The organism is Flavobacterium salmonis (genome assembly GCF_903819435.1).
Taxonomy (GTDB): Bacteria; Bacteroidota; Bacteroidia; order Flavobacteriales; family Flavobacteriaceae; genus Flavobacterium; species Flavobacterium chungangense.
This window is the reverse complement of sequence record NZ_CAIJDP010000068.1, coordinates 164119-177048: the sequence shown is the minus strand read 5'-3', so window position 1 is coordinate 177048 and position 12930 is coordinate 164119. Positions and strand designations below refer to the sequence as shown.

Sequence of the window (12930 nt, the reverse complement as noted above, 5' to 3'; positions counted from 1 at the left end):
ATTTTTAAATTAGAAGCAATATGAATTTTCTGCCACTAATTTTTCTGCAATTTTTTCTCTCAATGCCACAACGTTTGGCAGGTTGGTATATTTTGTAAAACGTTTTAATCCCATTAACATCATGCGTTGCTCATCGCCTTCAGAGAATGAAGCGATTCCTTCTTTTCCTCTTGAGTTTACAATATCTACAGCTTTGTATAAGTATAATTTTGCCATAGCGATTTGCTCTTGTACTTTATCTTCTCCTTGAGATTTTGCTAATTTCTCCGTTCTCAAAATTGTACTTTCGGCCATATAAATTTCGATTAAGATATCAGAAGCAGCCATTAATAACTGTTGGTGAGAATCTAAATCCGGACCATATTTTTGAACAGCGCTACCGGCAACCATCAGAAAAACTTTTTTCAGGTTAGCCACGATTCCTTTTTCTTCTGCAAATAATTCAGAGAAATCCGGAGTATCAAAAGAAGGGATTCCCATTAATTCTTCCTGAACTTTCATTGCAGGTCCAAGTAAATCAACGTGACCTTTCATTGCTTTTTTGATCAGCATACCTACCGAAAGCATTCTGTTTATTTCGTTTGTACCTTCATAAATACGAGCAATACGGGCATCTCTCCACGCACTTTCCATTGGAGTATCTTCAGAGAATCCCATTCCACCGAAAATCTGAATTCCTTCATCAGCACAATTCTGAACATCTTCAGAAACTGCTACTTTCAGGATAGAACACTCAATAGCATATTCTTCAACACCTTTTAATTCAGCTTCTTGGTGAGAAGTTCCTTCTGCTTCACGAGCAGCGATTCTGTCTTCGATGTCTTTTGCAGCACGGTAAGAAGCACTTTCTCCGGCGTAAGCACTAGTTGCCATTTCAGCTAATTTAGAACGGATAGCTCCAAAGCTTGCAATAGCAGTATTAAACTGAATTCTTTCATTAGCATATTTTACAGCTCCGGAAGTAACTCTTCTTTGTGCATCTAAACAAGCAGCAGCCAATTTAATACGACCAACGTTCAATGCATTCATCGCGATTTTGAAACCGTTTCCTCTTTCAGAAAGCATGTTTTCAACCGGAACTTTCGTTTCGTTAAAGAAAACCTGACGCGTAGAAGAAGCACGGATTCCTAATTTATGCTCTTCTTCATTCATAGAAATTCCGTTTGACGGATCGTTTTCTACGATGAAACCAGTAATATTTTTATCATCTCCAATGCGGGCAAAAACGATGAAAACGCTGCAGAAACCTGCATTCGAAATCCACATTTTTTGTCCTGTAATTTTGTAATGCGTTCCATCTTCAGATAAAACTGCTTTTGTTTTTCCTGAGTTAGCATCAGATCCTGCGCCTGGTTCAGTCAAGCAATAAGCTCCAAACCATTCTCCTGAAGCTAATTTTGGAACGTATTTTTTCTTTTGTTCTTCAGTACCATAAAGGGTAATTGGCATAGTTCCAATTCCTGTATGTGCACCAAAAGCAGTTGAGAAAGATCCTGTAGCACCAGAAATGTAATCGCAAACTAACATTGTAGATACGAATCCCATTCCTAATCCACCGTATTCTTCAGGAACTGCAACTCCAAGAAGTCCTAGTTCACCTGCTTTACGCATGCTTTCTTCAGTAAATGCGTAATCTTTTTTCTCAAAACGATTTTTGTTAGGCCAGATTTCTTTGTCTACAAACTCTTTAACAGAGTCACGCATCATTAACTGCTCTTCCGAAAAATCTTCTGGTGTAAAGACATCTTCGCACTTTGTTTCTTTAACTAAAAACTGACCACCACGGGTTACGTTTTTTTCGATTGTATCTGCCATTGCTTTTGTTTTTTGTATGTTTTTTTATTTTATAACCTTATATAATTTAGTATTTCCGGCTTTTTTGTCATTCCGACGAAGGAGGAATCTCCGTAAGTAGCTCCACAACGATTGATAAACTATGCGGATAATTATCGAGGAGATTCCTCCTTCGTCGGAATGACAAATAGGAGCGAATACTTTGTTTACAAAACCTCGTAAATCCCTGCGCTTCCCTGTCCGGTTCCCACACACATACTCACGATTCCGTATTTACTGCCTCTGCGTTTCATTTCATCGAATAACTGAACAGAAAGTTTAGCCCCTGTACATCCCAGCGGGTGTCCTAATGCGATTGCGCCACCGTTTACATTTACGATATCAGGATTTAAACCTAGTTCGCGAATTACAGCCAAAGACTGTGAAGCAAATGCTTCGTTTAATTCAACCAATTCAATATCTTTCAATTCTAAACCTGCTTGTTTCAAAGCTTTCGGAATTGCTTTTACCGGACCAATACCCATGATTCTTGGTTCAACGCCAGATGAAGCAAAATTTACTAATCTGGCAATTGGCTCAAGGTTTAATTCTTTAACCATGTCCTCACTCATGATTAAAACAAAAGCAGCACCGTCACTCATTTGTGATGAGTTACCTGCTGTAACGCTTCCATCGGCAGCAAAAACAGGTTTTAAACCCGCCAAAGCAGCAACAGAAGTTCCGGCTCTTGGACCTTCGTCTTGTTTTACAACGTAAGACTTAGTTTCTTTTTTTCCATTTTCATTGATGAAAGTCTGATCAACAGTAATCGGAACGATTTGTTTGTCGAATTTTCCTTCCGCTTGCGCTTTCAAGGCTTTCATATGAGAGTTATAAGCAAACTCATCCTGATCTTCTCTTGAAATTTTATATTGATTGGCAACTGCTTCTGCAGTTAAACCCATTCCCCAATAGTAATCTTCGTGACCTGCAGCGGCAACTTTATAATCCGGAGTTGGTTTGTAACCTCCCATCGGAATAAAACTCATACTTTCTGCACCACCTGCAATGATACAATCTGCCATTCCTGACTGGATTTTAGCAGTCGCCATTCCGATAGTTTCTAATCCGGATGCGCAGTAACGGTTTACAGTAACTCCGGGAACATCTTCTACTTTTAATCCCATCAAAGAGATCAAACGGCCAACGTTCAAACCTTGTTCTGCTTCCGGCATGGCGTTTCCTACCATAACGTCGTCGATACGTTTTTTGTCAAAATCTGGCAGTTCATCCATCATAAACTGAATGGTTTCTGCGGCTAATTCATCAGGTCTTTTAAATCTAAAAACACCTTTTGGAGCTTTTCCAACTGCTGTTCTATATGCTTTTACTATATATGCTGTTTTCATTTATAAAATGTATTAAGATTGGTGTATTAAGTATTAAGACTGCCAATCGATATAGTTATTATTTTTTTAGAGTTCTTTGAAGAGCAAAATTCATATTGCTGACTTCTACTAATTCATTTATTATCGTTGATATTTTTTCTTCGTCTACTAATTTCAAACGTTTTGAAATCATTAATTGAGTTATTAATTCATAAGTTGAACCATTTGCAATTCCTAAAAAATGAGCAAACTCATTGTTAGAATTTCTACCAGAGCCTTCAGCTATATTTGAAGGAATAGATACTGCACATCTTTTTATTTGACTTATTAAGTTAAACTTCTCATCTGATGGTAATTCTGCACAAACTTTGTATACATTTTCTACAATATCCATAGCTTTCTGCCAGATTTTTAACTTTTCAAATTGATGCATAATTCTTTTTAATCTTAATACTTAATACTCAGATCTTAATACTCAACTACTAGTTTCTAAGCGGTTTTCCTTTAGTTAACATATATTGAATTCTCTCTAAAGTCTTACGCTCAGTACAAAGAGATAAAAAAGCTTCACGTTCGATATCTAATAAATATTGTTCCGATACTAAAGTAGCTTCCGATAAATCACCTCCGGCCATAACGTAAGCCAGTTTGTTAGCGATTTTTTTATCATGCTCAGAAATATATTTTCCAGCTTCCATTTGATCTGTTCCAACTAAGAACATTCCAAGAGCTTGTTTTCCTAATACTTTCACATCAGTTCTTCTGATTGGTTGTGTATAACCCGCTTCAGCGATTAACAAAGCATGTTTTTTAGCTTCAGCAATCTGACGATCTTTGTTTACTACGATAACATCTTTTCCATGTTGAAGAAGTCCAGTATCAAAAGCTTCATAACCAGAAGTGGATACTTTTGCCATTGCGATTGTTAAAAAATATTCCTGAAGAACATTCAGTTCCACATCATTTTTGCGGAATAAATCAGAAGCTCTTAAAGCCATTTCTTTAGAACCACCACCACCAGGAAGTACACCAACACCAAATTCAACTAATCCCATGTAGGTTTCTGCAGCAGCTACTACTTTATCAGCGTGTAAACTCATTTCGCATCCACCTCCAAAAGTCATTCCGTGAGGAGCAACTACAACTGGAATAGAAGAATAACGAACGCGCATCATGGTGTCCTGGAACAATTTGATTGCCATGTTTAATTCGTCATATTCCTGCTCAACTGCCATCATGAAAATCATACCAATATTAGCTCCAACAGAGAAGTTCGCTGCCTGGTTTCCAATAACTAAACCTTGATATTCTTTTTCAGATAAGTCAATTGCTTTATTGATAGCCTGAAGTACATCGCCACCAATGGTGTTCATTTTAGATTGGAATTCTAAGTTCAAAATTCCGTCTCCTAAATCCTGGATGATTGCACCGCTATTACTCCAAACTTTTTTGCTTTCGCGAATGTTGTTCAGAATAATAAAGGAATCTTGTCCAGGAACTTTAACTTGAGATTTTGTTGGGATATTATAGAAATAAGAAGCACCTTCTTTTACAGTATAGAAACTGTCACTTCCGGAAGCTAACATTTCAGTAACCCACGCAGCTGGCTCTAAACCTTCTGCTTTCATGATTTCGATTCCGTTGGCAACGCCAATAGCGTCCCAAATTTCGAATGGACCATTTTCCCATCCAAAACCGGCTTTCATCGCATCATCAATTTTGTATAATTCGTCTGAGATTTCAGGAATTCTGTTGGATACATACGCAAACATTCCAGAGAAACTCTTGCGGTAGAATTCACCCGCTTTGTCTTTTCCTTTTACTAAAACTTTAAAACGATTGATTGGTTTATCAATAGTTTTTGTTAGTTCAAGCGTTGCAAAATTTGCTTTTTTAGCAGCGCGGTATTCTAATGTATCTAAGTCTAAAGAAAGAATATCTTTATCTACTTTTTTATAAAAACCCTGACCTGTTTTGCTTCCTAACCATTTATTTTCCATCATTTTGTTGACGAAATCAGGAAGTTTAAACAATTCGTGTTGCTCGTCGTTCGGGCAGTTTTCATAAATACCATTGGCAACGTGTACCAAAGTATCTAATCCAACAACGTCAACGGTACGGAAAGTAGCTGATTTTGGACGCCCGATTACAGGACCAGTCAATTTATCCACTTCTTCGATTGTTAATCCCATTTCTTTTACTAAGTGGAACAAACTCTGGATTCCGTAAATACCAATTCTGTTTCCAATAAACGCCGGAGTATCTTTAGCAACAACAGATGTTTTTCCTAAAAATTTAGAACCGTATTCGTTTAAGAAATCCAATACTTCAGTTGCCGTTTTTGTACCAGGAATAATTTCAAATAATTTTAAGTAACGCGCAGGGTTAAAAAAGTGAGTTCCGCAGAAGTGTTGCTGAAAATCTTCGCTTCTTCCTTCACTCATAAAGTGAATTGGAATACCAGAAGTGTTTGAAGTAACTAAAGTTCCCGGTTTACGGAATTTCTCGATTTGTTCAAAAACTAATTTCTTAATGTCTAAACGCTCTACAACAACCTCGATAATCCAGTCAACATTGGCAATTTTTGCCATATCATCAGTTGTATTTCCAGTCGTGATTCGGTTTGCGAATTTCTGACTGTAAATAGGAGAGGGTTTTGATTTTAATGAATTCGCCAAATGCTCGTTTACCACACGGTTGCGAACGGCTTTACTTTCAAGCGTTAATCCTTTTTTAGTTTCAGCTTCTGTCAATTCGCGGGGTACGATGTCAAGCAGTAAAACTTCAACACCAATGTTGGCAAAATGACAAGCTATTCCTGAACCCATAATTCCGGATCCGATTACAGCGACTTTTTTAATTGTGCGTTTCATATTTGATATTTTGTTTTTTTATTTTGAATTTCCTCAATAATTAAGGTTATTCTTTTTCTGTATTTTCTGTTTTTTTCGCCAGTTCGCTGGCGCTCGTGTGATTAAATATGTTTTTGTCCTGAATCAATTCGTTGATGATTTCCGAAACTTCTATAAAATGCTTAAGCTTCTCATCTGAAACATGCTTTCGAACCGTTTCATTAAATTTCAGAACTGTATTTTTAGATAACTCTCTTTTTTCTTTTCCAAATTCGGTCAGGTAAATCAAAACTCCTCTTCCGTCACTTGGATTTTTCTTTCGAACAATCAAACCCTTGTCTTCCATAGATTTTAATGTTCTGGTCAGGCTGGTAGCTTCCATGCCCATTCTTGGTCCCAAAGCTGTTGATGGAGTTCCTTCTTCTTTATCTATACTTAAAAGTGCAAAACCCGTTGCCATTGTAGCGTCATATTTAGCAGCTTCCTCATTATACATTCGTGAAACGGCCTGCCAGGTGGCTCTTAAAATATAATCTATTGTTTTATCTTTCATAAATAACGATATCGATTTCAAATATAATCAAAAAATACTATGCATGCATATTATTTTTTAATAAATTTTAGGTTAATTAGAAAATGTCTTTGAATTAGTGTGTTTTTTGGATTCTTTTTAATTGAAATATACTATTCTTTTTTTATGTTTTAAAGAATTTACCGCTTCAAAAAATAGCATTATGATAAAATGAATACAAAGCAATATTATTATGTAGATAAAATCCTGCTTTAGGGCATTGAATCTTGGTCATCATATTTAGTCAATGCTTTTTGAAGTATTTCCTTCATTCGTTTTCTAAAACCTTCCGGACGCAAAATTTCAATTCCGCAGCCGAATCCTAATAGTAAACGCTCCATTTCGTAATTCGGAATAATAAACAAATGAATAATAATACTCTTGTCCTCATTTTCCTGAATAAGCCTTTGAGTAGGATGCAAAGGTTTTGTCAGGACATAAGGAGCATTTTCAGCATCAATCCAAAGCTCAATGCGTCTGGGCTGCAAACCTGAATTTACTGTAACGCCAATCACATTTTTATAATACGATTCGGCATCAAAATCTTCTTCCAAATACGGAAGGTTAAAATCATAATCAATCGAAATGATTCTGTCCAGAGCTAAGTTGGTAATAGGCTGTGATTTTTTCTTCTTCCCAATTAAAAACCAGCGATTATTAAATTCCTTCAAAATGAAAGGATGAAAATGAAATTTGGTTTCGTCTCGCGATTTAAAAGATTTATAGGTAATAATCAGAACCATTTTCTTGATAATCGCCTGATATATTTCATCTAAATAATGAAGGCCTTTGAGTTTTTCATTTTTATCCAGATAAATAACCGGTTTGGTGTGTGATTTTTCGGCATAGATTTTATCCTCCAGTCGCTGTAAAATATCCGATACGTCATTAAACAAAGAGAAATCTTTAAATTGTTTCAGCATCGAAACCGTTTCTGTCAAGACATTCATATCCGTTTCTGTCAGCGGGATATCAGTTATCGAAAAATCCTCGTCTTCATATTTATAATACTTTTTATCATACACCACAATTGGCGCATTATAACCCAATTTTTCACTCCGCATCAGCTGAATATCCATCTGAATGGTTCTTTTACTGATTGGAATTTGGCGGCCTTCATATTCTTCCAAAGCCTGGGAGCAGCATTCGATTAAATCCTCCAAGGTCCATTGCCTGTATTTATTCTGTAGGCATTTATCGATCGTTTTGTAACGAATTAAGGCGTTTTTGTTTTGTGACATGGTTGTGTGTTTTTGCTCGCAAAGTCGCTAAGCCGCAAAGTTTTTTTTAGCCACAGATTAAAACGATTAAAATGATTTTGCTCATTTTGTGTCATTTCGACGAAGGAGAAATCTTCGCAAGTAACTCCGCAACGAGAGTCCAATCTTTATGGAGCTTCTCGTGGAGATTTCTTCTTCGTCGAAATGACAAATAATACGTTTTTACTTTAATAAAAACTTTGCGACTTCGCGAGATTATTTTTTACCTTCTAAAATGCTTATCTCTTTTTCAATATTAGTTCTGGCTTTCTCTTCATATAAACTTCTAAAGTGTTCCGTTTGAAAAATAAATTCATTCTCCAGAAAATGTTTCAAAGCTTTTGCCCGTCCCGGTTTATAAAGAAAATCAGGATAAATGCGATATTCTTTTCGAATTTGTTCAAAATAGATTTTATAATCCTCCCAGTCTTTAGCCAGAATTTTCAAATCAAAATCAATTAACCAGTTTATATCTTCAATTGCGTTTTGCTGATGCTGTTGTGTTGCGCAGATGGCATCAAAAACTAATTGTTTATTTAGATTGACATTTTCAGGTAAAATCGACAAAGCATACTCAGCACTTTTGAGTTCGTTATCTTTTTTGGAAGCCGAATACACAAAATCGTGATAAAAAATAGAAAATAATATTTCGTTTGGGTTTTCAAGTTTATCACGATATGTTTCAAAACCCTCTATCATTTCTTTTAAATGCGTGAGATTATGATAATGCCTTGATTTCTTGGAATATGCCTTTTCTAAATTCAACCAGTTTTGCTGAATTTCATTCGCTGAAAAGCCAATATTCGAGAGTAAATCAGAATAAATTTCTTTTAAATTCATCTTGTTTTTTACTCAAATTTAAAATTCTTTTTTTACTGCGCAAAATAATTGCGTAGTAGTTTTCAAATCTTTGCTCAGGAAATAAAACAAATAGTATTTCTAAAAAATAAAACAAAAATTTCATTACGCAGAATAATTGCGTACTAGTTTAGAAATCTTTGTTCAGAAATAAAAACAAACGTTCATAGAAATAGATAAAGAATAAAACAGGTCAAGTTTGAGTTACTTCGAAAACACTTTCCAATGTACACACTTACACCATTACCTTTTTATTCAATTCTCATGAAGCAGTAGCTCAGCGGTAGAGCAGGTAGTTTTGAAATCATCCTTAAAGGGTCAATCCAAACTTACTTCGTACACTTCTAATGTCCGGGTCGTGGGTTCGAATCCCATCTGCTTCACTATTAATGGTCAATTAAAACTTACTTCTTACAGGTTAATTTCCCATCTTCCGAAAGGAAGTTGGCATTAAAGTTTTAAAATTATCATTAATAAAAAACGAAGATCAGGATTAACTTACTTCTTTGGGGAAACCCGCTCACCATTTTAGTTCAGTTACTCAATTATCTTCAAATTTAAGGTCAAGTGCTTCTTACTTCAAACACTCTTTTAGGTAGAACTCAGAAGCACCATTATCTAAATTTTAAAAATTAAAAAAAATGAAAACAAGAGAATTATTAAAAATCAGTTTACGTCAAAATGCTATTTTCATTCCGTCAGAAATGATTACGAATGACGTTAAAAATTTATCAGGAACAACATCCGTTTTGTTAGCCAATGTTTCAAAACTTGGATTTACATTTTCTGAGTCATTGCTTCACGCTTTAAACAACGTGAGTCCAAACTATAAAATTGAGGTTTTAGAAGTTTTGAGAGAAGTTTTAGGAACTGATAAAGACTGGACGCCATTGGTTAAAGAATGGAATATTCCAACTGGAGAATCTGTTTTAGATCATATTATCACGTATTTCGGAAACGTTTTTAAAACTAAAAACGGAACAACTTTACAATGTGGACATATTATCCCGGATAATACTTTTCCATTAGAAAGATACAACGGTTGTCCGTTTTGCGGAACTCCGTTTGAATTCGGAAAACTGGAAAATATCGGTCAGGGAAGCAAATTAAAAATGCTAGAATTGTGGACAGAAAAAGATTTAAATAATTTCTATATCTCATTATTGCAATCTAAAACTGCATTAGACGCTACTCAGGTAGATAGTTTAAAAATGGCGATGCAATATTTGCCTTTGCCAAAAGCAGATGTTGCAATGAAGGAAACTTTAATGCTGGTTGTCGATCTTTTGATTGAAAATGGCACTGAAGATATGGCTTCGCAGTTTTTGAAAACGCCAACAGATATCTTACGTTATTTATGGTATAAAAATACAGGAATACTTCAGATTATGGAGCCAAAAACGATTATCAAAAAAACATCAAAAAATGCATATCATTTTTACAATGTTTTATATACAAGTGTTCCGGCAAGAATTACATCACAACAAGATTTGAAACTAAAATATTCCCGAAAAGAATGTTTAATGGTCGCAAATTGGTTAAATAATATGAATTTGGATGTAGAAGCAATGTGCGAGATCATGCATCCAAAAAGAGGAATGTGGGTTCGTTTTATCCGCGCGCTTCGTTTGGCAGAATACAGCAAAAGAAAAGGATTTGAGAAATTGAATTTTTTAATGGATGTATTCTACAACCAAGTGTACGATGTTTGGCAAAGCAAAGTGAATTCGTCAAGATTGAAATTTGATGCCGATAAAACATTTGCCTTGTTAAAACAACGTCCAGGATTATTTGCACGTTCGTTATTTTCGAACATGCTATGGTTTGGAGCAGAAGAAACTATTGTCCATTTCGAAGAAATCATCGATAAAGTTCCGGCAAGACTGGTGTTTACATTAAACATGTATGCGCAGAATTACTTTGATGTAAACATGCAGAGAAGTGTGAAACCTTTGGGCGGAACAAACAAAAGAATTGCGCCAAATCAGTTGTTGAAGTTGTATGATGATGCTCAGTTGAATACAATGAAAACTCAAATTGAAGACCTGACTATTTTGGCGATGAAAAAACGATTTGCGTCGGTTTCAAACCCAAACAAAACGATCTATATTGATCCGCAATTGTACAATATGCCAGTTTCGATTGGTGATAGAAGCGAAACCATTCAGGATCTGCCGGTTGCTTTAATGGGAACACGTTTTCCAATCGAAGGAAATGAAGTGCGATTGTTTATGCAATGGGGTAAAGATTTGCCAGCGCAGCATTTAGATATGGATTTAAGCTGTCATATCGCGTACGAAGACCGTTCAGATATTTGTTCTTTCAGCAGATTGACAACAACGGGCTGTCAGCATAGTGGTGATATCAGAAGTATTCCGAATAAAATTGGAACGGCTGAATATATCAACATTAATATTGACCAATTGGCGAAAGCCAAGGCAAAATTTGTAACTTTTACCTGCAATGCGTACAGCAACGGAAGTATAACTCCAAATTTGGTTGTAGGTTGGATGAATAGTAAATATCCGATGAAAATTTCAGAACGAACTGGTGTTGCCTACGATCCGTCGTGTGTCGATCATCAGGTTCGTGTGACACAGAATGTTGCCAAGGGTTTGGTTTTTGGAGTGTTGGATGTAGCCAAAAGAGAAATCGTTTGGTTAGAGATGACTTTCGGAGGTCAGGTTGTTGGAGGTTTGGATTTTAAAGGAGTTCAGGCTTTATTGGCAAAATTGACCAGCAAACTGAATATTGGTAATTTATTACAGCTTAAAGCGGAAGCTCAAGGCTTAACAATTACCGAAAATGATATTGCTGATGAGGTGTACACAGCGCAATGGGCGATGAATCCGGCGGTTGTGACGCAATTATTAATTGATTAAATTTAGACCACGGATTTTAAATAGGTTCGTGGTTTTTTACTTTTTAAATTGGAATATGTTAACAATCAAAGATATAAAATACAAAGCCGAAAAGAATTTCAAAAGAATAGAAATTAGTGATGATGTTTGGGGATTTCAGATACAAATTGCTAAATTTTTAAAAGGAATCAGTAGAAAAGAAATTGATGAACTGCAAATATTGTTTGGATTTGATTTTCCTTGGGAATATAGAGAAATGCTGTTGATTTTTTCAAATATAGATGCGCATTGGATTTCAATTAATCCAGAAGACAAAACAGATATTGAGTATGAACGAAGAAACTTTTTTCATCAATATCCGGAAGATTATGAAAAGTCAAGATGGATTATCAATGATATTGATGAAAACAAATCTGAAGCAGAATTGGTTCTGACTGAAGCAGGTTTTGATATTTCAAAAATAGTAGGGTATATTCCAATGCATGGTTATCGTGTTCTTGTAGTTTTCGAAGATAAATATCTTTCACCCGTTATTTCTGCTTGTGGTGCTGATATTATTGTATATGGAAATAATCTGCGAGAATATTTAAAAAATGAACTTTTACGATTTTAAAAATGAAACCACCAGTCTATCAAATATTCGGTTCTGAAAATTCTCTAGATCTCGATTTGGTTTTCTTCATTGAAGAAATGCCGGAAACGATTTTAGAAAAACTTTCACTCTCCAAAAAACTCAGTGAACCGATAAAATTATTTTACCCTGAAAAGAAAATCAATGCCAATCTTGCCGTTCAAAAAAATGGTCATTTAATCGAGGTTTACAAAGGCACAACAGACGAATTGAACAATGCATTATTCTACACGTATCCAAATCATAGTCAGAAATTCGATAATCAAATAACAAAACTTTTGATTAGAGATATCGATTTGAAATTTTTGAGAAGCACCCGAATGATTTTGTCTTTTTTAAGTAAAACAGCATATCGGTCGTTAATCAAAAACGCTTTGAAAGGCGATTTGGAAGAAAAGATTCAGGCATTAGAAAAAATAGATTTAAACCATATTGATTCTTTCGGAAAAGATAAAAACAACCTGGATATTATGAAATCAATTGCATTTCAGTTAGGGCAGGCGATTTCGCTTCATCAAGGAAAAGAACTTTATACAAAAAACGAGATTGCACTTCAGTTTCCTGATTTGCGAAAATATCTTTTTAGAGAAGAAAATACCGATTTTGAAAACTTGCAGCAATGGGTTTTCAATTTTATCATTATACTCAAAATCAGAAGCTTTGAAATGAAAAATAAGACAGAGTATAAATATGAAGATGAAAACAAAATTGACTACGCAAAATAACTGCGCACTCAA

The 12930-nt window shown here is 35.2% G+C and carries 10 protein-coding genes and 1 tRNA gene; 4 read left to right on the top strand and 7 right to left on the bottom strand.

Going from position 1 to position 12930, the window contains the following annotated elements:
- Positions 1-9: 9 nt before the first annotated feature.
- The 7 genes from FLACHUCJ7_RS10865 to FLACHUCJ7_RS10835 all read right to left on the bottom strand — a co-directional run bounded on the left by FLACHUCJ7_RS10865 (position 10) and on the right by FLACHUCJ7_RS10835 (position 8683).
- A complete protein-coding gene (locus FLACHUCJ7_RS10865; protein ID WP_078226275.1) occupies positions 10-1815 on the bottom strand; it encodes an acyl-CoA dehydrogenase family protein in 1806 nt (601 codons plus the stop codon).
- Between the two features lie 185 nt (positions 1816-2000).
- A complete protein-coding gene (locus tag FLACHUCJ7_RS10860; RefSeq protein WP_072962715.1) occupies positions 2001-3182 on the bottom strand; it encodes a thiolase family protein in 1182 nt (393 codons plus the stop codon).
- A gap of 58 nt (positions 3183-3240) precedes the next feature.
- Positions 3241-3594 (bottom strand): four helix bundle protein, encoded by a 354-nt coding sequence (locus FLACHUCJ7_RS10855; RefSeq protein ID WP_180908928.1) that lies wholly within the window; start codon positions 3592-3594, stop codon positions 3241-3243.
- A gap of 49 nt (positions 3595-3643) precedes the next feature.
- Entirely contained in the window at positions 3644-6034 is a 2391-nt protein-coding gene (locus tag FLACHUCJ7_RS10850; protein WP_180908927.1) for a 3-hydroxyacyl-CoA dehydrogenase/enoyl-CoA hydratase family protein, read from the bottom strand.
- Between the two features lie 46 nt (positions 6035-6080).
- Positions 6081-6566, bottom strand: a complete 486-nt coding sequence (locus FLACHUCJ7_RS10845) for a MarR family winged helix-turn-helix transcriptional regulator (RefSeq protein ID WP_180908926.1) — start codon at positions 6564-6566, stop codon at positions 6081-6083.
- A gap of 230 nt (positions 6567-6796) precedes the next feature.
- Positions 6797-7825, bottom strand: a complete 1029-nt coding sequence (locus tag FLACHUCJ7_RS10840) for a helix-turn-helix transcriptional regulator (protein ID WP_180908925.1) — start codon at positions 7823-7825, stop codon at positions 6797-6799.
- A 234-nt stretch (positions 7826-8059) separates the two neighbouring features.
- Positions 8060-8683 carry an HD domain-containing protein gene (locus tag FLACHUCJ7_RS10835; RefSeq protein WP_180908924.1) on the bottom strand — a complete coding sequence of 208 codons (624 nt, stop codon included), beginning with the start codon at positions 8681-8683 and terminating at the stop codon, positions 8060-8062.
- Between the two features lie 284 nt (positions 8684-8967).
- Between FLACHUCJ7_RS10835 and FLACHUCJ7_RS10830 the strand changes: the two genes are divergently transcribed.
- The 4 genes from FLACHUCJ7_RS10830 to FLACHUCJ7_RS10815 all read left to right on the top strand — a co-directional run bounded on the left by FLACHUCJ7_RS10830 (position 8968) and on the right by FLACHUCJ7_RS10815 (position 12918).
- Positions 8968-9084 (top strand) — tRNA-OTHER (locus FLACHUCJ7_RS10830).
- Positions 9085-9342: 258 nt separating this feature from the next.
- Entirely contained in the window at positions 9343-11583 is a 2241-nt protein-coding gene (locus FLACHUCJ7_RS10825) for a hypothetical protein (RefSeq protein WP_180908923.1), read from the top strand.
- A gap of 55 nt (positions 11584-11638) precedes the next feature.
- Entirely contained in the window at positions 11639-12175 is a 537-nt protein-coding gene (locus tag FLACHUCJ7_RS10820) for a hypothetical protein (protein WP_180908922.1), read from the top strand.
- A gap of 2 nt (positions 12176-12177) precedes the next feature.
- The gene (locus FLACHUCJ7_RS10815; RefSeq protein ID WP_180908921.1) at positions 12178-12918 is read left to right on the top strand and encodes a hypothetical protein; all 741 of its coding nucleotides are present in this window, start codon (positions 12178-12180) and stop codon (positions 12916-12918) included.
- Positions 12919-12930 lie beyond the last annotated feature (12 nt).

Bases quoted from the DNA above. Each gene is read 5' to 3' on its own strand.
- FLACHUCJ7_RS10835 (WP_180908924.1), bottom strand. From the start codon at position 8,683: ATGAATTTAAAAGAAATTTATTCTGATTTACTCTCGAATATTGGCTTT.
- FLACHUCJ7_RS10860 (WP_072962715.1), bottom strand. From the start codon at position 3,182: ATGAAAACAGCATATATAGTAAAAGCATATAGAACAGCAGTTGGAAAA.
- FLACHUCJ7_RS10865 (WP_078226275.1), bottom strand. From the start codon at position 1,815: ATGGCAGATACAATCGAAAAAAACGTAACCCGTGGTGGTCAGTTTTTA.
- FLACHUCJ7_RS10840 (WP_180908925.1), bottom strand. From the start codon at position 7,825: ATGTCACAAAACAAAAACGCCTTAATTCGTTACAAAACGATCGATAAA.
- FLACHUCJ7_RS10815 (WP_180908921.1), top strand. From the start codon at position 12,178: ATGAAACCACCAGTCTATCAAATATTCGGTTCTGAAAATTCTCTAGAT.
- FLACHUCJ7_RS10820 (WP_180908922.1), top strand. From the start codon at position 11,639: ATGTTAACAATCAAAGATATAAAATACAAAGCCGAAAAGAATTTCAAA.
- FLACHUCJ7_RS10850 (WP_180908927.1), bottom strand. From the start codon at position 6,034: ATGAAACGCACAATTAAAAAAGTCGCTGTAATCGGATCCGGAATTATG.
- FLACHUCJ7_RS10825 (WP_180908923.1), top strand. From the start codon at position 9,343: ATGAAAACAAGAGAATTATTAAAAATCAGTTTACGTCAAAATGCTATT.
- FLACHUCJ7_RS10845 (WP_180908926.1), bottom strand. From the start codon at position 6,566: ATGAAAGATAAAACAATAGATTATATTTTAAGAGCCACCTGGCAGGCC.
- FLACHUCJ7_RS10855 (WP_180908928.1), bottom strand. From the start codon at position 3,594: ATGCATCAATTTGAAAAGTTAAAAATCTGGCAGAAAGCTATGGATATT.